Raw genomic sequence first — 20,294 nt, 5'->3', positions numbered from 1 at the left:
AGAAAGCGAGAGCGACACCATGAGCGCGATACAGGAACAGCTGACCGGCCTCCTCGTCACCCACCTCGGCGTGCCCGCCGGGAAGATCGAGCCGGAGGTCTCGTACCAGGACCTCGGCCTCGACTCGCTCGCACTGATCGAGTTCACGATGGTCGTCAACCGTGAGCTCGGCACCGAGCTCGGCGACGACCAGCTGCTGGCGGAGACGACGATCGCCGAGACCGTCGAGCTCATCGAGTCCCAGGGCGTGCGCGCGTGACCGCACCCACGGGGGGAGCCGTCGCGATCACGGGCATCGGGCTCGTGACCGCGGCCGGCCCGGACACGCGGTCCAGCTGGGAGCGGGTCTGCTCCGGCCGCCCGACCGCCGCCCGCGACCCCCGACTCGAAGGGCTCCCGGTGGACTTCTCCTGCCGGGTGCCGGACTTCGACGCCGGCCGGCTGCTCGGTCCGGGCAGCGCCTGGCGGCTGGACCGCTTCACCCAGCTGGCGATCGTCGCCGCCCGGCAGGCACTGGCGGACGCGGGGCTCGACCCGGAGAGCTGGGACGGCACCCGGGTCGGTGTCATCGTCGGCAACTCCCTCGGCGGGACGGCGACGTTGGAGGAGCAGCACCGCCGCTTCCGCGAGGACACCCCGAAGAGCGTCTCCCCGCTGATGATCCCGATGGGGATGTCGAACATGGTGGCCGGTCAGCTCGCCATCGATGTGAAGGCGTACGGCCCGAGCATGGTCACCGCCACGGCCTGCGCGTCCGGCGCCAACGCCATCGGTGTGGCCCGGGACCTGCTGCGGTCCGGGACCTGCGACGTCGTGCTCGCCGGGGGCGCCGAGTCGGCGCTGACACCGGCCACGATCACGGGGCTGACCCGGATGGGCGGTCTGTCGGGGCGCCGGGACGACCCGGCGGCGGCCTCCCGGCCGTTCGACGCCGCGCGGGACGGCTTCGTCGCCGCGGAGGGCGCGGGGATCCTCGTCCTGGAGCGGCCGGAGGACGCACGGGCGCGCGGTGCCTCGGCCTACGCGCGGGTGGTGGGCTTCGGAGCGTCGTCGGACGCGTACCACGCCACGGCGCCCGATCCGAGTGGAGCCGGGATGGAGCGCGCCCTGCGGGCCGCTCTCGCCGACGCGGGGGTCGGCGAGGACGAGGTGGACCACGTGAACGCGCACGGCACGTCCACACCGCTCAACGACGTCACCGAGGGACGGGTGCTGCGCCGGGTCCTGGGCGGGCGCCCGCTGGTCACCTCGACCAAGGGTGTCACCGGGCACGCGCTGGCCGCCGCGGGCGCCATCGAGGCCGCCTTCACGGCGCTGGCGCTGCGCCACGGGGTGGTCCCGCCGACGGCCAACCTCACCGAGCTCGACCCGGAGATCGACCTCGACATCGCGAAGGACACGACGGCCGGGGCGGACCTGGAGGTCGCGGTGAGCACCTCACTCGGCTTCGGCGGCCACAACGCCGCCCTGGTCCTCGCGGCCGCCTGACAGGAGAAGGAGCAACGGTGCGCCTGAGGAATCTGGGCAACACGGGAATCAAGATCGGCAGCGTCGGCCTCGGGTGCATGGGCATGAGCTGGCTCTACGAGGAGTCCGCCCGGGACGACGAACGGTCGGTCCGGGTCATCAACGAGGCGCTCGACCTCGGCGGGAACCTGCTGGACACGGCGGACCTGTACGGGGCCGGCCACAACGAGACGCTGCTGGGCCGGGCGATCGCGGGCCGCCGTGAGGAGGCGGTCGTCGCGACGAAGTTCGGGATCGTCCTGGACGACCTGGAGGGTCGGCAGGCGCACCGCGACAACTCACGGGCGTATCTGCGGCAGGCGGTCGAGGCCAGCCTGAGAAGGCTGGACGTCGACGTCATCGACCTGTACTACGTCCACCGCATCGACCCGGACGTGCCGCTGGCGGAGACCTGGGGCGCGATGGCGGAGCTGGTCGCGGAGGGCAAGGTGCGCTGGCTCGGCCTGTCCGAGGCGACCGTCGCGCAGGCCCGTGAGGCGCACGCGGTCCATCCGGTGACCGCCGTGCAGTCGGAGCTGTCGTTGTGGACGCGCGACGCGCTCCGGGGCGAGGGGGACGAGGCGGGCGGGATGGTCGGCTGGTGCGAGAGCAACGGGGCGACCTTCGTGCCGTTCGCGCCGCTGGGCCGCGGCTTCCTCACCGGGACGCTGCACGCCGGACAGTTCGAGGACACCGACTTCCGTGCCGCCAACCCGCGTTTCCACCGTGCGGCGATGGAGGCGAACCAGCGGATCGTGGACGGGATCCGGGAGGTGGCCGACCGGCGCGCCGTCACGCCCGCCCAGGTCGCCATCGCCTGGACGCTCGCGCAGGGCGAGCGGGTGGTGCCGATCCCCGGCACGAAGAACTCCCGCTATCTGCGGGAGAACCTGGCCGCGGCCGAGGTCCACCTCACCGGTGACGACCTCGCCGACCTGGACGCGCTGCCCCTGGCGCTGGGAAGCAGGTACTGACGGATGGAACGACGGACGGCTCAACGGGCGACTCGACCGACGAGTCCCGTACGGATCGCGTTCTTCGACGTCGACGAGACCCTCATCGCCGTCAAGAGCATCTTCTCCTTCCTGGAGTTCCACCTCGCCGACCCGGACCGCTACCGGGCCACGGTGGGCGCGCTGACCGCGGCCGCGCGGTCCGGAGTGCCCCGCGAGGAGACCAACCGGACCTACTACCGCGCCTACGCCGGCATGGAGGTGGCGGCGGTCGCCGCGAGCGGGCGGCGCTGGTTCGCCCGTGAGGAGGGCCGCGCCGGGTTCTTCCACCCCCAGGTGGTGGCCGAACTGCGGCGGCTCAAGGGCGAGGGGTTCCGGATCGCCCTGGTCTCGGGGTCGTTCCGGGCCTGCCTCGACCCGGTCGCGGAGCGGCTCGGCGCGGACCACGTGCTGTGCAGCGAGCCCGAGGTGGCCTCCGGGCGGTACACGGGCGAGGTGCTCGGCACCGTGATCGGCGCGGGCAAGGCCACGGCCGCCCGTGCGCTGATGCGCCGGTGGGGCGCCGACCCGGAGCACTGCGCCGCGTACGGCGACCACGCCTCCGATCTGCCGCTGCTGACCTGCGTGGGCCGGGCCGGGGTCGTCGGCGACGACCCGGTGCTCGCCGAACACGCGGGCCGCCGGGGCTGGACGAGGTTCCCACCGGCCACCGGGTCCGCAGCCGCAGCACAGGGGACCGCGGCTGCGGATCCGGTCCCAGCTCCCGAACCGTCCACGTCGACCACGGAGGAACTCACAGATGCGACTCGGTAACGGGCTCGGGATACGCGCCGTGACGGCCTGGCTGCCCCGGACCACCGCGACCGCCCGGGAGGCCCTCGCGCAGGGCAGGATCAGCGAGGAGGACCTGCGGAACACCGCCGTCACGGAGGTCCCCGTCGCCGAGCGGATCTCGGCGCCGGACATGGCGGTGGCGGCGGCCCACGACGCGCTCGCGACCGCGGGCTGGGACGGAGCCGGCCTCGGCTTCACCACCCACGCCTGGATCCACCACCAGGGCCACGACTTCTGGTCGCCCGCGCACTATGTGGCGCACCTCGTGGGCGCGGTGCGGGGGGTGCCGCTGGGCATCCAGGTGATGTGCAACGGCGGCGGCACCGCCCTGGAGGCGGCCGCCGCCCGGCTCCTCGCCGACCCCGCCACCGGTTCCGCGCTGGTCACCACCGGCGACCGGTTCCCCGACGAGGGGTTCGACCGCTGGTCGGGCGACTACGGCGTCTTCTACGGCGACGGCGCCACCGCCCTCCTGCTGCACGAACGCGACGACGCCGTGGACGAGTTCACGCTGCTCGGGCTGTCGAGCGCCGCCGTCTCGTCGGCCGAGGGGCTGCACCGCGGCCGGGACGGGTTCAGCCCGGCGACCAAGTGGATCAGCGACCGGATCGACGTACGGCGCACCAAGAAGGCGTACATCACCGACACCGGCCTGGACGGCTTCTACCGCGAGGTGCACACCGCGCTGCGCGCCATCGTCACCACGGCCCTGGAGGAGGCCGGCATCGCCCTGGACGATCCGCGCATCCGGGTCCTGGCCCTGCCCAGGGTCGGTCTCAAGGTCCGCCGCGAGACGTACCACCCGGCGGTGGAGGGACTGACCAAGGCCCGCATCGTCGAACTGGGCGACCGGACCGGCCACTTGGGCGCCGGTGACATGGCGGCCAACCTCGCGGCCGTACGGGAGCGGGAGCTGCTCGCGCCGGGTGAGATCGCGCTCGCGATCTCGGCGGGCGGCGGCTTCGGCTTCACCTGCGCGGTCGTCGCCCGCCCGGTCCGCTGAGCCACCGCCCGCCGCACCTCCCCCCCACCCCACCTCACCCATCCCCCCATCACCCCTGAAAGGGACTTCTCATGAGCACGCCCCGTCCGGGTACCGCCCGGGGCAATCCGGCACTGACGCTCACCGCGGTGTGTCTCGCCGTCCTGGTCCTGCCCGCCTCGCTGACCGGTACGTCCGTCGCGCTGCCGGACATCAGCTCCGATCTCGACGTGGGTCTCGCCCCGCTCCAGTGGGTGGTCAACGCCTACAACCTCGCCTTCGCCTGTTTCATGCTGGGCTGCGGCTCGCTCGCGGACATCGTGGGCCGCCGCCGGACGTTCGCCGCCGGTACCGTCCTGTTCGCCCTGTCCAGCCTGGTCAGCGCGGCGACCTCGAACATCGCCGTGCTGGACGTGGCCCGCGCGCTCGCCGGACTCGGCGCCGCCGCGGTGATGACGGCCGGTGCCGCCATGCTCGCCACGTCGTTCGAGGGCGCCGCGCAGGCCCGTGCCTTCGCGGTCCTCGGCTCCTCGGCCGGCGCCGGTCTGGCGCTCGGCCCGTCGACGGCGGGTCTGCTCGTCAACGCCTTCGGCTGGCGGGCGGTGTTCCTGTCGCACCTGGTGATCGCGGTGATCGTGCTGGCCGCGGTACCGCTGATGCCGGAGTCGAGGAACCCGGCGGCGACCAAGGTCGACTGGGCCGGCATCTCGACGTTCACGCTGTCCCTGTTCTGCCTGATGTACGCGATCGTGCAGGGCCCGCAGCAGGGCTGGACGAGTGGGACGACGCTGCTGCTGTTCGCCTCGTCGGCAATGCTGATGGCGCTGTTCGTGGTGGCCGAACTGCGCCAGCGGCAGCCGATGTTCCAGCTGTCGCTGCTGGGTCAGGGCCGCTTCATGGCGGTGTCGCTGGTGCCGGTCGCGCTGTCGTTCAGCTTCGTGTGCCTGCTGGTGCTGCTGCCCACGTACTTCACCGGCGCCGCCGGGATGAGCACCAACGCCTCGGGCGCGACGATGATGCTGCTCACGCTGCCCGTGCTGGTCGTGCCGATCGCGGTGAGCAAGCTGGTCAAGAACGGGGTGTCGACGCGGCTGGTGCTCACCCTGAGCCTGGTCGTCGCAGCCGTGGGCGCCGGCTGGCTCACGCTGATCGCCCCGGACGTGTCGGTGACGGCGCTGGCCGGTCCGCTGCTGCTGCTCGGCATCTCCATGGGCATGACGGCCGGACTGGTGGACGGGGTGGCGATCACCTCCGTGGAGCCGGCCCAGGCGGGTGCCGCCGCGGGCATGTTCAACACGATGCGGCTGGCCGGTGAGGCGTTCGCCATCGCCGTGATGAGTGCCGTCCTGCTCAACTCGACCCGCTCGCACATCGGGGACGGTCTGTCCGGGGTCGCCGGGGCCGGGAACGCCGACGCGGGCGCGCTGGCCGACCGCGTGGTCGGCGGTGACCTGGCGGGCGCGGCGGGCTCCGTCGCCGGCGCGGCCCGCGAGGACGTCCGGGACCTGCTGACCGGCGGCTACACCGACGCCCTGCGCCTGGTGCTCTGGGTGGTCGTCGCCATCTGCGCCGCGAGCGCCGTCCTGGTGGGTGTGATGCTGCGCGAGAAGGCCCCGCAGGCGGCGCCGGCCGAGCCCGCCGTCGAGGAGGCCGCCGTATGAGCGGCCCGGCGGAGGGACTGCCGGTCCTGGTCACCGGCGCGGGACCGGCGGGGCTGACCGCGGCGACCGAGCTCGTACGGCGCGGGGTTCCGGTCCGCTGTGTGGACCGGGCCGACGGCCCGAGCACCCTGTCGAAGGCGCTGGGTCTGTGGCCCCGTACCGTCGAGCTGATCCACCGGGTCGGTGGCCGGGACCTGCTGGCCGCACGCGCGCTGCCCCAGTCGCAGATGCGCTACTACTCCGACGGCAAGGTCATCGCCAACCTCCGCTACCGCCCCGCGACCCGGCCGTTGATCTGCCCGCAGCCGGACATCGAGGAGGTGCTGCGCGCCAACCTCGCCCGGGTCGGCGGCACCGTGGAGTGGTCGACCGAACTGCTCTCCTTCGAGCAGCTCGACGACCGCGTGCGGGCCCGGCTGCGCGGCCCCGACGGCGCGGAGCACGAGCAGGAGTTCGCGTATCTCGTGGGCGCGGACGGCGCGAGCAGCACCGTACGCGGACAGCTGGGCGTCGGCTTCGAGGGCTCCACGTACGAACTGCGGTTCGTGGTCGCGGACGTCATGGTCGACACCGCCTTCGACCACCGGATGACGCACTACTTCTGCTCGCCGCGGGGCATCCTGGTGGCCTGCGGGCTACCGGACGGGCGCTGGAGGGTGTTCACCTCGGCGCCTCCCGGGGTGTCCCGGGAGGAGATCGACCTGGCGGCGGTGCAGCGGCTGGTCGACGAGCGGGGGCCGGGCGGCATCCGGCTGCGCGACCCCGACTGGATCAGCGTCTTCGACGTGCACGCCCGGCACGCGGAGACGACCCGGGTCGGCCGGGTCTTCCTGATCGGGGACGCCGCGCACATCCACAGCCCGGCGGGCGGCCAGGGCCTGAACACCGGGGTCAACGACGCCCACAACCTGGCGTGGAAGCTCGCCCTGGTCCGGCACGGGCGGGTCGCCGAGTCCCTGCTCGACACCTATGCGAGCGAGCGGGGCGAGGTGGCGCGTGCGGTGGTGCGCCAGGCCGATGTGCAGACCCGGCTGTGGCTGCTGCGCAAGCGGCACCAGGTCGCCCTGCGGGACAACGCGCTGCGCGTGGCCTCCGGGCTGCGCCTGTTCGACCTGGCGTACATCCCCTGGCTGGCCGGTCTGCGGACGCGGTACCGGACGGGCGGGGCGGCCGGCGGCGGGGTGGCGGGGTTCGTGCCCGGCGCGCTGGCGCCGTCGCCGCTGCGCGGCGAACTCGACGACCTGCGGCACGCGTTGGTCGTCGTCGGCACCCCGGACGGAGCGATGCGGGAGCTGACACGCTGGTGCGCGGACGCGCTCGTTCCGGTGCTGGACGTGCGTACGGTGGCACGTCGCGGACGGCCGGCGCTGGTCCTCGTCCGGCCGGACGGCCACGTGGACCTGGTCACCAGGGACGCCCCCGCGATGCGGGCACGACTGACCGGCCTGTTCCGGCCCCTGCTCGGGGTCGGGCGGGAGGAACCCGAGAAGAAAGCGAAGGCACACACGGCATGAGTCTCATTCCGGACAGCCACCGGGATCTGCTGGAGCGGCCGCTCTTCGGCCACCTGGCGACGATCCGCCCGGCCGGCGGGCCGCAGGTGAACCCGATGTGGTTCTCCTGGGACGGCGAGTACATCCGCTTCACCAACACGACGGTCCGCTACAAGTACAAGAACATCACGGCCGACCCGCGGGTCGCGGTGTCCGTCAACGATCCCGAGCAGCCCTACCGCTATCTGGAGATCCGCGGTGAGGTGGTGCGGATCGACGACGACTCCTCGGCGGAGTTCTTCGCGCGGCTCGCCGAGCGGTACGGCATGAAGCTGGACGGTCCGCCGCCGGACGCCGAGCACCGGATCGTGTACGTGGTCAAGCCCACGGCGGTCAGCTGCCAGTGAGCCGGCGGCTCACTCCCCGGCGACCCGCGCGGCCGTCAGGTCGGCGACCGGGGCGGTGCGGGCGCCGAGCTCCGTGAGCCGCTCCAGCGCCTCGCGGTGCTGCGCCTCGTCCACGCTCGCGGTGGCGTCCTCGGCGACGACGACGCCGTAGCCCAGGCGCAGCGCCGTCGCGGCCGTCGCGGCGACGCCGTGCGCGGTGGACAGTCCGGCGAGCACGACCTCGGTGACCTGTTCGCGGCGGAGTACGTCGTCCAGGTCGGTGCCCTCGAAGGCGTCGAGGCCGTGCTTGGTCACCAGGTGGTCGCCGGGGCGCGGCGCGCAGCCGGGCACGAGGTGGTTGGGGGCGGCGTCGAGGCCGCCGTCCGCCCCGTCGGCGCGTACGTAGCGGACGAGGACGACGGGCGGGGCGCCGGCGGCCGTGAAGTGGTCGCGCAGTCTGCCGCACGCCTCGACGACGGTGTCGCCGCCGACCGGCCGCCACGGCATGTCGACGATCCACCGTTGCAGATCGATCAGGACGAGTGCCGTACGGGCGCGGGTCATCGGTTCCCCCAAGAACGGTGATCAGCGGTCCGTGGCACATTACCAAGGGGACAAACGGACCGGTGGAGAGGCCAATCACGACCCGGGACGGTCTGCGGCTGTGGACGGAGACGTTCGGCAGCCGCCGTGATCCGGCGGTGCTGCTGGTGATGGGCGGGACGGCGCCCGGCATCGTGTGGCCCGACGCGCTGTGCGGACTCCTCGCCGCGCGGGGGTACTTCGTGGTGCGCTACGACCACCGGGACACCGGCCGGTCGGGGAAGTCGGACGGCGAGTACGACCTGTCGGCGCCGGCCTCGGACGCCGCCGAGGTGATCACCGGCCTTGAGCTGGGCGCGGCGCACGTGGTGGGGCAGTCCTTCGGCGGCATGGTGGCGCAGCTGCTCGCCCTGGAACGCCCCGAACTGGTGCGGTCCCTGGTGCTGTTGTCCAGCTCGCCGGACGCCAACGGCGACGTGTCGCTGCCGCCGCGCACCGGTCTGCCCGGTCCGCGCGGGCCGATGCTCGAGCGGGCCGCCCGGCTCGCCGCGTCGCCGCCGCGCGGCCCCGAGGAGTCCGTGGCCTCGGCGGTCGACGGCTGGCGGGTGCTGGTGGGGCCCGTGGTGCCGTTCGACCACGCCTACTGGGACGACCTGGTGCGCCGGGTCAGGTCCCGCGGGTCGGGTCCCGACACCTCGGGACGGCATCTGACCGCCCTGGACCGCACTCCCCCGCTCACCGGCCGGCTCGCCGCCCTCGACGTGCCGACGCTCGTGGTGCACGGCGAGCAGGACCCGGTCTTCCCGCCCGAGCACGGCGAGGAGCTGCGCCGGGTGATCCCCCGTGCGCGGCTGTGGCGCATCGCCGGCATGGGACACATGTTCCCTCCGCACTGGTCGTCGACGATGTGCGCGCTGATCGTCGACCACCTCCGCCGCAGCACACCCTGACCGCCGAACGAAGGAGACCGTGATGCGTCGTCACCCGACAGGCCCGGCCGCCCCCGCGCACGACCGGCCGAGAGCACGGGTGGCGGCGGCCGAATGCGACGCGGAGGCGCGCAGCCGGTTCCTGCGGGCCCTGCGCGGTCCGCGCCCGGTGGCACGGCTCGACGGCGCGGTGACCGACGATCCGTTGACGACAGCGCTTTCCCGGTTCACGGGCACGGCATGAGCGGATGGGTCCATTGCCCGAAGCACCTTTATTCGTTGAACAATTGAGGAATTCGAGCAGTTACTACCATGTGATTTTTCGAACAACGTGCAGCCGACATGGCGTCGTTGGCGTCCCCTATGGTGGCAATCGCACAGCCCGCTGTGCTGTGCACACGCCTACGGGGGAAGGCAACATCAGCGTGGCACGAAATGAATTCGGCATTCTCGGAACACTCACCACAACCGTATCCGGCAAAGAAAAGGCAATAGATTCCGGAAAGCTGCGGGTCCTGCTGGCCGCACTGCTGCTGCGGTCCGGCTCCGTCGTCGACAACGACCGTCTCGCCGACTGGCTGTGGGACGAACGCAAGCCGTCGAACCCGCGCGGAACCCTGCACACCTACGTCGCCCGGCTGCGGACGCAGCTCGGCGACACCGACCTGGTGGAGACCACCGCCGCCGGCTACCGCATCAACGTGGCCGAGGACGAACTGGACCTGACCCGGTTCCGCGGCCTGCTGCGGGCCGCCCGGCGGACCGGGGCGCCCGAGGAACGGGCGCGGCTGCTCGGCGACGCGCTCCGCCTGTGGCGGGGCACCCCGCTCGCGGACGTCCCGTCGGACGCCCTGCGCCGCGACGAGTCCCCTGCCCTTGAGGACGAGCGGCTCGGCGCGCTGGAGGCGTACTTCGAGACGGAGCTCCAGCTCGGCCGGCACGCCCCGCTGGTCAAGGAGCTGCGCACGGCCGCGATGGACAACCCGCTGCGGGAGAACTTCTGGAGCCTGCTGATGCTCGCCCTGTACCGCTCGGGGCGGCAGGCGGAGGCCCTGGACGTGTACCAGCAGGCGCGCCGCGAGCTGGTGGAGCACCTCGGCATCGAGCCCGGCGAACGGCTGCGCACCCTGCACACCGGCATCCTCGAGTCCGACCCGGCTCTCGCCGCCCCGGACGGACCGCGCCCCGGAGCCGACGGGGCGGTCACCGTCCCGGCGCAACTCCCGCCGCTGTCCCTCGGTTTCGTGGGCCGCGAGGACATCGTCGAGCGCGTCGGGTCGGTGCTGCCGCCGACGCCGGACCGCACCGGGGTGCCCGTGGTGGTGCTGTCCGGGCCGCCCGGCGTGGGCAAGACCGCGCTGGCGGTGTGGCTCGGCCGGCGGGTCCGCGCCGCGTTCCCGGACGGCCAGCTCTACGTCAACCTGCACGGCTACGAGCGGACCGGGGCGGACGCGCCGATCCCGCCGGACCAGGTGCTCGCGCAGTTCCTGCGCAGCCTGGGCGTGCCCGCGGACCGGATCCCGGTGGACCCGGTGGAGCAGGCGAACCTCTACCGGTCGAAACTGACCGGCAAGAACGTCCTGGTGGTGCTGGACAACGCGGCCGGCGCCGAGCAGGTCCTGCCGCTCATCCCGGGCGACGCGGGCTGCTCCGTACTGATCACCAGCAGGCGGCAGCTGCGTTCCCTCGCGGTGACGCACGGCGCCCAGGTGATCGGCGTGGGCACGCTCGGCCCGCGCGAGTCGGCCGAGCTGGTCACCGGCATGCTGCGGCAGGCCGGCGTGGCGATCGGGCCCGAGGTGGTGCGCGAGGTGGCCGCCCTGTGCTCCTACCTGCCGCTCGCCCTGCGCATCGCCGCCGCCAACCTGGTCGGCGCGCCGGGCGGGATGACCGAGGCGTACGTGGACAGTCTGCGGCGCGGCCGGCTGGCCGCCCTCTCCGTGGACGGCGACACGACGTCCGCCGTGTCCACGGCCATCGCCCTGTCGTACGACGCCATGGCGCCCGACGACCGTGCCGTGTTCCGGCTCACCGGACTGTTCCCCGGCTTCGACTTCACCCCCGCCGCCGTCTCGGTGCTCGCCGACATCAGCGAGGCGCAGGCGCGGACCGGTCTGAGCCGGCTGGAGACCGCGAGCCTGCTCCAGCAGACCGCGCCCGGCCGCTACCAGTTCCACGACCTGCTGCGGGAGTTCGCCCGGGACCGCGCGGCCGAGGAGCACTCCGCGCGCGAGCGGGACGAGGCGCTGCGACGGCTCGGCCAGTGGTATCTCGCGGGGGCGGGCGCGGCGGCCGACGTGCTGTACTCGGAGTTCGTGCGGCTGGCCGAACCGGCCCGGCCCGACGGCCTGTTCGACGCGCCCCGGTTCCGGGACGAGAGCCACGCGATGGCCTGGCTGCTGGCCGAGCGGCGCAATCTGCTGGCCTGCGTACGCCACTTCGGCGGCCACGACCCGCGCTACCTGTCCTGGCATCTGGCGGACGCGCTGCGCGGCTTCTTCTGGACCGGCAAGTACCGCGCCGAGTGGGACGAGGCGACCCGCATCGGCCTGTCCGCGGCCGAGTCGCTGGCCGACGAGCCCGGCATCGCGGCCATGCACCGCAGCCTCGCCAATCTGCACAACACCCTCGGCGACTACGAACGGGCCATCGCGCACCAGGAGAAGAGCCTGGCGCTGCACGGCCGGCTCGGCATGGACGAGGAGGTGGCGGCCATGCTCAACAACATGAGCCTCGCCCATCTCAGCCTGGGCCGGGGCGCGTCCGCCGAGAGGGCGGCACGGCAGGCGCTGGACGTGGCGCGCCGCATCCGCTCGCCCCGGCTGAGCGCCACCACCCAGGGGCTGCTGGGCTTCATCCACTGGACGCGGGGCGACATGGCGCGGGCCACCGGGTTCCTCACCGCGTCGCTGGACACCGCCGGTGAGCTCGGCCTGCACCACATCAGCTCCTACAGCCTGCGCAATCTGGGCCTGGTGCGGCAGGCCACCGGGGAGCTGTCCGAGGCGCGGTCCTGCTTCACCCGCGCCCTGCGGGCGTCCGAGTCCATCGACTCCTCGTACGACCGGAGCATCTCGCTGTACGGGCTCGCCCTGGTCGATCTCGACCTGGGCAGGCCCCGGACCGCGCTGGAGTCGGCGCAGCGGGCGCTGAGCGCGTTCCAGGAGGGCGGCGACCGCACCTACGAGGTCGAGACCCTGTGCCTGCTGTCCGCCATCAGCGCCGCGCTCGGCTCGGCCGCGGAGTCCGCGGACTACGCGGACACCGCGCTGGAGGCGGCGCGGCAGATCGGCTACGTCGACGGGGAGGCGTACGCGCTGGCCCGCCGCGCCGTCACCGACCGGCTGCTGGGAGGCGGCGACGCCCCGCGGCACGCCGAGGAGGCCCGCTCGCTGGCCGAGTCGAGCGCGAACCGGGTCGCCCGCAGCAAGGTGCTGCTGGAACTCGCCCCGCTCCACCTGGACCTGGACGACCCGGACCGCGCCGAGGAGTGCGCGCGGCTGGCGCTCGCCCTGTCTCAGCCGACGGGGCAGCGGCTGAACGTGGCCCGCGCCGAGCACGTGCTCGGCACCGTGGCCGCACTGGCCGGCGACCCGGCCGGGGCGCGGGCCCACTGGACCCGGGCCCTGGAGGCGTTCACCGAGATCGGCGCCGCCGAGGCCGACGACGTTCGCGTCCGGCTCGGGTCCGTTCCGTCGACCGCGAGGAGGGCGTCGTGAACAACCCCGTCATGACGAAGGACACGGCGCCGGCCCGGCGGCGCGGGCTGCGTCCGGTGGCCGTCGCCTCGGTCGGCAACGCGATGGAGTGGTTCGACTGGGGCGCGTTCGTGACGTTCGCCGCGCTGCTCGGCGCCCAGCTCCAGCCGGCCGGCGACGGAACCACGAACGTGCTGCGGACCCTGTCGGTGTTCGCCGTCGGATTCCTCTTCCGGCCGCTGGGCGGAGCGCTGATCGGCGCGTACTGCGACCGCAGGGGCCGCAGCGCGGCGCTGCGGCTGTCGCTGCTGCTGATGGCGGGCGGCAGCCTCCTGATCGCGGTCATCCCGCCCTACCGGACCGTCGGCGCGCTGGCCCCGCTGCTGCTGATCGTGGCCCGGGCGCTGCAAGGGCTGTCCGCGGGCGGCGAGGGCGCGGCGATGAGCACCTACGTCAACGAGATGGCGCCCGCCGGGCGCCGGGGCCTGTACTCCAGCGCCATCTACATCAGCACCACGCTCGGCGCGCTCACCGCCACCCTGCTGGCGCTGCTGCTGCACAACACGCTCACGCCCGCCCAGCTGACCGAGTGGGGCTGGCGGGTCCCGTTCGCGCTCGGGTCACTGCTGGCGCTGTACGGCTGGTATCTGCGCGGCCGGATGGACGAGACGCCCGTCTTCGGCACGGTGCGGGAGCGGTCGCGCAACCCGGCGCTCCAGGTGCTGCGCACCCATCCGCGCGCCGCGCTGCGCGTGGCCGCCTTCACCCTGGGCGCGACCGTCGTCTACTACACCTTCGCCTCGTACCTGCCGCTGTACGCGCAACTGCGGTACGGCGTCCCGGCGAACGACGCGCTGTGGGCCGCCGTCGCCGCGCAGGTGGTGTTCATGGCGGCGCTGCCCGCACTGGGCATGGCGGCCGACCGGTTCGGGCGCCGCCCGCTGCTCCTGGTCTTCGGCTTCGGTTTCGCCGCTCTGTCACCGCTGTTCCTGGGCATGCTGTCGGGCTCGGCGGTGCGGCTCTTCCTGGTGATGACGGCGGCGCTGCTGCTGTTCGGCTGCTACGCGGCGGCCGCCCCGGCGGCGACCCTGGAGATGTTCCCGACGGCCGTACGCTCCAGCGGCGTGGGCCTGCCCTACGCCCTGACGGTGGCCCTCTTCGGCGGCACGGCCCCCTACCTCAACGAGTACCTGACAGAACACCACCACACGAACTGGTACGCCTGGTACGTATCGGCCCTCTGCCTGACCAGCGCAATCTCCTTCACCCGCTACCGCGAGACGAAGAACGTGGACCTGACCGCCTAACCGCCCAACTGCGGGCAGTCGTGCCTCCCCCAGTGCCTAAAGGGCCTGGGAGGCACCACGCAAGCGCCGGGCCGCGCGCTGCTGCCGCTCTCCGCGGGCAGTCGTGCCGCAGGGCGGCACGGGTGGGCGCGACGGCACCCCGCAAGCGCCGGGCAGCGCGACCCACCCCCGCCCCACCCCAACACGCTCAAGCCTGCCGAGAGGCCAACTCGATCACCGTGATGTCCGACGGCGCACCCACCCGGGTAGGCGGCCCCCACGCCCCAGCCCCCCGGCTCACATACAGCTGAGTGTCCCCGTACCGCTCCAACCCCGCCAGCGTCGGATTCGCCGCCCCGGCGACCAGATTCCCGGGAAACAACTGCCCCCCATGCGTGTGCCCGGACAACTGAAGGTCCACCCCATGATCGACGGCGTCATGGATCTGCACCGGCTGGTGAGCCATCAGCACACACGCCCGCCCCCGATCCCGGTCCCCGAGCGCCTTCACGTAGTCGGGCCCCTGCCCCTCGTCCTCGCCCGCCACGTCGTTGACCCCCGCCAGATCGAAGTACGGCAACTCCGTCCGGGCGTTCTCCAGCGGATTCAGCCCGAGCCGCCGCACCTCCTCGACCCACTGCTCGGCACCGGAGAAGTACTCATGGTTACCGGTGACGAAGAACGCGCCCTGACGCGCCCTCAGCTGCGCCAGCGGAGCCGCGGCCGGCCCGAGGTCCTTCACGCTCCCGTCCACCAGGTCGCCCACGACCGCGATCAGATCCGGCTGGGTGGAGTTGATCGTGTCGACGACCTTCTGCGCGAACCCCCGCCCGAGCACCGGCCCGAGGTGGATGTCGCTGACCACGGCGATCCGGTAACCGTGCGCCGCGCGGGGAAGCTTGGCGAGCGGCACGGTGACCCGCTTCACACGCGGCCCGCGCAGCACGCCGTACGTCCCGTAACCGACGGTCCCCACGGCCGCCGCGGCGGCGGCCCCGCCGACGACACGCGAGACGAAGAGACGGCGGGACGGGCCGGACGGAGCGACGGGCGCCATGTGAGCACCGGTGGAAGGCCCGTCCGGCGCGGGCTCGTCCCCGGGCACCCCGGCATCCGTCGCACCCGCTGCCCCCGGGCCACGCCCCGCCCCCTGGCCGGCCGGTATCGGCTCCGGCTTCGCCGGTGCGGCCTCCGTCTCCGCCTCCGTCCCGGCCTCCGCCGCGCGGTCCCGCCGTTCCAGGATCCGGCGCAGCACCGGCCGTACCAGCTCACCGGCGAGCACCGCCAGCAGCAGATACAGGGACAGGGCCAGCCACAGGAACCCGGGCCAGGCCAGCACCTGCTGGAGCCAGAAGGGGGCGCCGGCGCGCTCGGCGACGAGGGCGCCGACGGTCAGCGCCCAGCCCCCCGCGATGACCACCGCGCCCGCGCGGCGCACCGCCCCCGGGCCCCGCGTGGTGTCCCGGAACAGACGGCGCCACACATACCAGTTGCCCGTCACCAGGACGGCCACGACCAGTAGTGCGATGAGTACGAAGACGATGGCCACGAGGCGGACTTCCCCTGCTTCCCGTTACGACGTCCGTGACGTCCGGCTCAGTGCGCGCAGACCGCGCAACCCGATGCCCCCGATGACCGTCCCCAATACGAAGGAGACAACGGCGAGCGTCAGATGAACGAAGAAGTACGCCGTCGGGTGCCCGTCCTCGAACGCGAGTCCGCTGCTGTCCTTGACCAGGTTCTTGACGAAAGTGATCCAGATGACCCAGCTCCACACCCCGAAGGCGAGCAGGAACCAGGAGACGGGGCGGCTGAGCTTCATGGCTCCAGTATCACCGGCTGGTGTCCGGATCCTTGCCCGGGGTGGGGACCTGCCCGGGACTTCGAGGGACATGGCATGTACGTTTCCGGTCGTGCCCGCACCCAAGAACACCGTCCGGCGATCGCTGCTGGTCGCTTCCGCCGCCCTGTTGTCCACCGCGCTGACCGCGCCCGTGGCCCTCGCGGCCCCCAAGCCCTCGACGAGCCCGTCGGCCACGCCCCCGGCGAAGATGTCGACGGTCGGCGGCGCCCGGCTCGGACAGGCGGGGACGCAGGTCAACCTCGCGAGCGGGGTGCCGGTGCTGCCGAAGGGGCTGTCGGGCCGGTCCTGGATCGTCGCCGACGCCGAGTCCGGCGACGTGCTCGCCGCGCACAACGCGCACTGGCGCCTGGCCCCGGCGAGCACGCTGAAGATGCTGTTCGCCGACACGCTGCTGCCGAAGTGGCCCAAGACGACGGAGCACAAGGTCGAGCCGTCGGACCTGGCCGGGATCGGCGCCGGGTCCAGCATGGTCGGGATCAAGGAGGACGAGACGTACACCGTCCACGATCTCTGGCTGGGTGTCTTCCTTCGCTCCGGCAACGACGCGGTGCGTGTGCTGTCGGCGATGAACGGCGGCGTCGAGAACACCGTCGAGGAGATGAACGCGCACGCCGAGGAGCTCCAGGCCCTCGACACGCACGTGGTCAGCCCGGACGGCTATGACGCCGCGGAGCAGGTGTCGTCCGCGTACGACCTGACGCTGATCGCCCGCTCGGGGCTCCAGAAGAAGGACTTCCGCGAGTACTGCTCGACGGTCCGGGCGAAGTTCCCGGGCGAGACGAAGAAGAACAAGAAGGGCAAGAAGGTCCGCGGGTCCTTCGAGATCCAGAACACCAACCGGCTGCTGTCCGGCGACTCCGACGTGCCCGTCTACCAGGGCATAGCGGGTGTGAAGAACGGCAACACCACCAACGCCGGCGCCACCTTCACCGGTGTCGCCGAGCAGAACGGCAAGGTGCTGCTCGTCACCGTGATGAACCCGCAGAAGAACGCGAGCAACGAGGTCTACAAGGAGACCGCGAAGCTCTTCGACTGGGGTTTCAAGGCGGCCGGCAAGGTCGAGCCGGTGGGTGAGCTGGTGCCGCCGAAGAGCGCCGCCCAGGCGGCGGCCCAGCCGGGTCCGTCCGCCTCCCCCGGTGCGGCCGGGGGAGGCGGGGAGGGTGCCGCCGCGGCCGGGTCGAAGCCGGTGGCGAGTGCCGCGCCGGGCGACGGCACCGACGGCATGGGGGTCGCGCTGGGCATCGCCGGCGGAGTGGTCGTGCTGCTCGCGGGCGGCGCGTTCCTGGTCAACCGCCGCTGGCCGCTCCCGGACCTGGTGCGCCGCCGTTCCCGTCCGTGACCTCGGGGACCTCGTCCCGTTTGCTCCCCGTCGCCGTCCAGGCGGCGCAGAACAGGACCAGCTTCGCCGTGAAGTTGATCCACAGCAGCAGGGCCACCGGCACACCGAAGGCGCCGTACATGCTCTTCGTGGCCACGCCCTGCATATAGCCGCTGAGCAGCAGCTTCAGCAGTTCGAAGCCGACCGCGCCGGTGAGGCCGGCGACGATCAGGCGGCGCCGGGCGGGCTGGACACCGGGCAGCAGGGTCAGGACGTACAGCAGGAGCAGGAAGTCGGCGCCGACGGCGACGGCGAACGCCGCGATCTGCAGCACGATCCCGCCCCAGCCGCCCTTCTCGAGCCCGATGGCGTCGCTGATCCGGCCGACCATCGCGGAGGCGACGGTGGACGCGCCCAGCGTGATCAGGACCGCGCCGCCGAGGCCGACGAGTATGCCCGCGTCCTTGCCCTTGCGCAGGAACGGGTTCTCCTCCTCGTCGGGCAGCTCCCACACCGCGCGCAGGCACTCGCGCGTGGAACCGGCCCACCTGACGCCGGTGAACAGCAGCACGGCGCCCGCGATGAGGCCGACGGTGCCCGCGTTGTTCACCAGCTCCCCGATGTTCAACTGCTCCGAGATCCCGGGCACCTGATCGGTGATCTTGTCCTGGAGGGTGTCCTGCTGGTCCTGGCTGAGCGCGGCCGCGCCGATCGCGGCGGCCAGGGTGAGCAGCGGGAACAGCGCGACGAAACTGGTGAACGTCATCGCGGCGGCCAGCCGCGTCCAGTGCACGCGGTCCAGTCGCTCGTACGACCGCCACGCGTGCGTGAGCATCAGCCGCGCCATCCACGGTCCGACGACCGGGAGTCTTTTCAGCCAGTCCATGACCCGACTCTGCCCGCGGCGCGGAAGACCAATGTCCTGGTGCCCCAGAACCGGACGCCGGTGGCCAGCGCCATGCCGACCACCGCGCCGGAGACGGTGTCCGCGCGCTGCGAGGTGAGGCCGAGCCCGTAGTGGCTGACGGCCAGGCACAGCAGCTGTACGGCGGCGCCGGCCAGGTTCACCGCGAAGAACAGGGCGTAGGGGCGCGGGCCGCGCACCCGGGTGTCGCGGTAGGTGCCGTGCGCGTTGCCGGCGTAGGCGACCGTGCAGCCGGCGACGAAGGAGAGCGCCTTGGCGGTGAGCGGGCCGAGTCCGGCGGGGCCCCGCAGATACGTGAAGAGGGCGAGGTCGACGGCGTAGGCGAGCAGTCCGGCGGTGGCGAAACCGAGGAGCTCCCGCCGGTGCCGGAGCAGACGGTCCCTCACCAGTCCGCCACCGCGAGGGCGTACATCGCCGCCCACACCAGGCCGATGACGGCGAGCGCGCGGTCGCCCAGCACCACGTCCTCGGGTTCGCCGGCGGTCCCGCGGTCGGCGAAGACGGCGTAGCGGAGGACGGCGAGGACGAACGCGACCACGGACAGCTGCCGCCAGGGCAGCACGCTGGTGTGTGGTACGCCGCCCTCCTCCAGGGCCCACAGGCAGTAGCCGAGGACGGCGACGCCGGCCGCGAGCTGCCAGACGAAGCGGAGGTAGCCGGTGCTGTACTCGGTGAGCAGCGCCCGGGTGGCGCCCGGCTTCCCGGCCATCTGCACGGCCTCGGAGTAGCGCTTGGCCGCGACCATGAACAGCGCGCCGAACCCGGTGGTGATCAGGAACCAGCGGGACAGCGGGATGCCGAGGGCGAGCCCGCCGATCACCGCACGCATCAGGAAGCCGGTGGTGACGACGACGAGGTCGACGACGAGGACGTGCTTGAGACTGAGGCAGTACGCCAGTTGCATGCCGAGGTAGGCGGTCAGCAGCGCGGCGACCTCCGGGGGGCACAGCAGGGCCGCGACGAGGGGCGCGAGGACGCCGAGGGCGACACCGGTGGCGTAGGCGGCCGGCACGGGGACCTGTCCGGAGGCGACCGGTCGGCCGCGCTTGACGGGGTGGGCGCGGTCGGCCTCGGCGTCGCGCGCGTCGTTGACGAGGTAGACGGCGGCGGCGCACGCGGTGAACAGGACGAAGACCAGCGCGAGCCGGGTCGGGGCCCCGGCGGCGAACAGTTCGCCGGCGGCGGCCGGGGCGGCGATCACCAGGACGTTCTTGACCCACTGCTTGGGCCGGGCGGTCAGCAGCAGGCCCTTGAGGAGGCCGCCCCGGTCGGGCGGTGCGGCCTGCCGTCGGTCGGAGCGCTCGCGCAGCAGGGTCACGCGGTGCCTCCCGTCATCCAGCGGGCGCCGAGCCGGGCCGTCAGCGCGCCGAGGGCGGCGCCGGCCGCCACGTCCGAGGGGTAGTGGACGCCGGCCACCAGGCGGGACACGCAGACGGCGGCGGCGAGCGGGGGCACCGCGCGGGAGCCCAGCGCGCCGAACGCGACGGCGGCGGCCGCCGCCGAGGTGGCGTGCGAGCTGGGGAAGGAGTGCCGGCCGACCGTGCCGACCAGGGGTTCGACATGGGCCGGGCGAGGACGGCGCACGATCCGCTTGACCCCCATGCTGACCGCGTGGGCGCCCGCGGTGAGCGCGGTGCCGCGCAGCCAGGCGCCGCGCCGCGGGCGGTCCAGGACGGCCCCGGCGAGGCCCGTCACGAACCACAGCGCCCCGTGCTCGCCCGCCCACGACAGGGCCCGCGCGGCGCCGGCCACGCGCGGATCGGTGCCGCACGCCCTGAGGGCCGTGACGATCCGGTGGTCCACACCGTGCGGACCGAGGGGGCGGTCGTGGAGTTCGTCCATGTGGACCCACTGTTCACCCCCGACGGGCCGGAATTCCCGTCCCCGGGGGGCGACATCCCATTAATCACCCATTC

Annotated in this window: 20 protein-coding genes; 13 read left to right on the top strand and 7 right to left on the bottom strand. The window is 73.1% G+C overall.

Features of this window, described 5'->3' with window-relative positions; genetic code table 11:
- The first annotated feature begins 19 nt into the window (after nt 1–19).
- The 8 genes from ACZ470_RS05910 (at nt 20) to ACZ470_RS05875 (ending at nt 7,836) form a co-directional block, all read left to right on the top strand.
- Nucleotides 20–259 carry an acyl carrier protein gene (locus ACZ470_RS05910; RefSeq protein ID WP_468424772.1) on the top strand — a complete coding sequence of 80 codons (240 nt, stop codon included), beginning with the start codon at nt 20–22 and terminating at the stop codon, nt 257–259.
- Nucleotides 256–1,488: a beta-ketoacyl-[acyl-carrier-protein] synthase family protein gene (locus ACZ470_RS05905; protein ID WP_468424771.1), complete on the top strand. Its 1,233-nt coding sequence runs from the start codon at nt 256–258 to the stop codon at nt 1,486–1,488. Before ACZ470_RS05910 ends, ACZ470_RS05905 begins: the two co-directional genes overlap by 4 nt.
- Nucleotides 1,489–1,505: 17 nt before the next feature.
- The gene (locus ACZ470_RS05900; protein WP_468424770.1) at nt 1,506–2,480 is read left to right on the top strand and encodes an aldo/keto reductase; all 975 of its coding nucleotides are present in this window, start codon (nt 1,506–1,508) and stop codon (nt 2,478–2,480) included.
- 3 nt (nt 2,481–2,483) lie between these two features.
- On the top strand, nt 2,484–3,272 hold the full coding sequence (locus tag ACZ470_RS05895) for an HAD family hydrolase (protein WP_468424769.1): 789 nt from the start codon (nt 2,484–2,486) through the stop codon (nt 3,270–3,272).
- A complete protein-coding gene (locus ACZ470_RS05890) occupies nt 3,259–4,296 on the top strand; it encodes a beta-ketoacyl-[acyl-carrier-protein] synthase family protein (protein ID WP_468424768.1) in 1,038 nt (345 codons plus the stop codon). The genes ACZ470_RS05895 and ACZ470_RS05890 overlap by 14 nt, the downstream gene beginning before the upstream one ends.
- Before the next feature lie 71 nt (nt 4,297–4,367).
- Nucleotides 4,368–5,936, top strand: coding sequence for an MFS transporter (locus ACZ470_RS05885; protein ID WP_468424766.1), 1,569 nt, complete (start codon nt 4,368–4,370; stop codon nt 5,934–5,936).
- The gene (locus ACZ470_RS05880; protein WP_468424764.1) at nt 5,933–7,450 is read left to right on the top strand and encodes an FAD-dependent monooxygenase; all 1,518 of its coding nucleotides are present in this window, start codon (nt 5,933–5,935) and stop codon (nt 7,448–7,450) included. Before ACZ470_RS05885 ends, ACZ470_RS05880 begins: the two co-directional genes overlap by 4 nt.
- A complete protein-coding gene (locus ACZ470_RS05875) occupies nt 7,447–7,836 on the top strand; it encodes a PPOX class F420-dependent oxidoreductase (protein ID WP_468424762.1) in 390 nt (129 codons plus the stop codon). Before ACZ470_RS05880 ends, ACZ470_RS05875 begins: the two co-directional genes overlap by 4 nt.
- Nucleotides 7,837–7,845: 9 nt before the next feature.
- Here the strand turns inward: ACZ470_RS05875 and ACZ470_RS05870 are convergent, their stop codons facing one another.
- Nucleotides 7,846–8,379, bottom strand: a complete 534-nt coding sequence (locus tag ACZ470_RS05870) for a cysteine hydrolase family protein (protein WP_468424760.1) — start codon at nt 8,377–8,379, stop codon at nt 7,846–7,848.
- Nucleotides 8,380–8,441: 62 nt separating this feature from the next.
- On the opposite strand from ACZ470_RS05870, the gene ACZ470_RS05865 reads away from it, so the two are divergent.
- From ACZ470_RS05865 to ACZ470_RS05850, 4 genes are all read left to right on the top strand, one after another.
- The gene (locus ACZ470_RS05865; protein WP_468424759.1) at nt 8,442–9,308 is read left to right on the top strand and encodes an alpha/beta fold hydrolase; all 867 of its coding nucleotides are present in this window, start codon (nt 8,442–8,444) and stop codon (nt 9,306–9,308) included.
- Between the two features lie 22 nt (nt 9,309–9,330).
- Nucleotides 9,331–9,531, top strand: a complete 201-nt coding sequence (locus ACZ470_RS05860) for a hypothetical protein (protein WP_468424757.1) — start codon at nt 9,331–9,333, stop codon at nt 9,529–9,531.
- 181 nt (nt 9,532–9,712) lie between these two features.
- Nucleotides 9,713–13,006, top strand: coding sequence for an AfsR/SARP family transcriptional regulator (locus ACZ470_RS05855; protein WP_468424755.1), 3,294 nt, complete (start codon nt 9,713–9,715; stop codon nt 13,004–13,006).
- On the top strand, nt 13,003–14,292 hold the full coding sequence (locus ACZ470_RS05850) for an MFS transporter (protein WP_468424753.1): 1,290 nt from the start codon (nt 13,003–13,005) through the stop codon (nt 14,290–14,292). The genes ACZ470_RS05855 and ACZ470_RS05850 overlap by 4 nt, the downstream gene beginning before the upstream one ends.
- A 187-nt stretch (nt 14,293–14,479) precedes the next feature.
- On the opposite strand, the gene ACZ470_RS05845 is transcribed toward ACZ470_RS05850, so the two are convergent.
- Both ACZ470_RS05845 and ACZ470_RS05840 read right to left on the bottom strand, forming a co-directional pair.
- Nucleotides 14,480–15,820 carry a metallophosphoesterase gene (locus ACZ470_RS05845; RefSeq protein WP_468424751.1) on the bottom strand — a complete coding sequence of 447 codons (1,341 nt, stop codon included), beginning with the start codon at nt 15,818–15,820 and terminating at the stop codon, nt 14,480–14,482.
- Between the two features lie 24 nt (nt 15,821–15,844).
- Nucleotides 15,845–16,093, bottom strand: a complete 249-nt coding sequence (locus ACZ470_RS05840; RefSeq protein ID WP_184818217.1) for an SCO4848 family membrane protein — start codon at nt 16,091–16,093, stop codon at nt 15,845–15,847.
- Between the two features lie 91 nt (nt 16,094–16,184).
- Here ACZ470_RS05840 and ACZ470_RS05835 point away from each other — a divergent pair, with 91 nt between their 5' ends.
- Nucleotides 16,185–17,474 (top strand): D-alanyl-D-alanine carboxypeptidase family protein, encoded by a 1,290-nt coding sequence (locus ACZ470_RS05835; RefSeq protein WP_468424749.1) that lies wholly within the window; start codon nt 16,185–16,187, stop codon nt 17,472–17,474.
- Here the strand turns inward: ACZ470_RS05835 and ACZ470_RS05830 are convergent.
- From ACZ470_RS05830 to ACZ470_RS05815, 4 genes are read right to left on the bottom strand one after another with little or no spacing between them, the layout of a single operon-like run.
- A complete protein-coding gene (locus tag ACZ470_RS05830; protein WP_468424747.1) occupies nt 17,422–18,339 on the bottom strand; it encodes a YihY/virulence factor BrkB family protein in 918 nt (305 codons plus the stop codon). The two genes, ACZ470_RS05835 and ACZ470_RS05830, sit on opposite strands and share 53 nt — an antisense overlap.
- A complete protein-coding gene (locus ACZ470_RS05825) occupies nt 18,327–18,764 on the bottom strand; it encodes a GtrA family protein (RefSeq protein WP_468424745.1) in 438 nt (145 codons plus the stop codon). Before ACZ470_RS05825 ends, ACZ470_RS05830 begins: the two co-directional genes overlap by 13 nt.
- On the bottom strand, nt 18,761–19,696 hold the full coding sequence (locus ACZ470_RS05820; RefSeq protein WP_468424743.1) for a decaprenyl-phosphate phosphoribosyltransferase: 936 nt from the start codon (nt 19,694–19,696) through the stop codon (nt 18,761–18,763). The genes ACZ470_RS05825 and ACZ470_RS05820 overlap by 4 nt, the downstream gene beginning before the upstream one ends.
- The gene (locus ACZ470_RS05815) at nt 19,693–20,220 is read right to left on the bottom strand and encodes a phosphatase PAP2 family protein (RefSeq protein WP_468424741.1); all 528 of its coding nucleotides are present in this window, start codon (nt 20,218–20,220) and stop codon (nt 19,693–19,695) included. The genes ACZ470_RS05820 and ACZ470_RS05815 overlap by 4 nt, the downstream gene beginning before the upstream one ends.
- Between the last annotated feature and the right edge of the window lie 74 nt (nt 20,221–20,294).

It is taken from the genome of Streptomyces sp. NPDC031111, assembly GCF_055570675.1.
The sequence above is the reverse complement of the archived record's forward strand: the minus strand, read 5'-3'. Positions and strand labels throughout refer to the sequence as shown.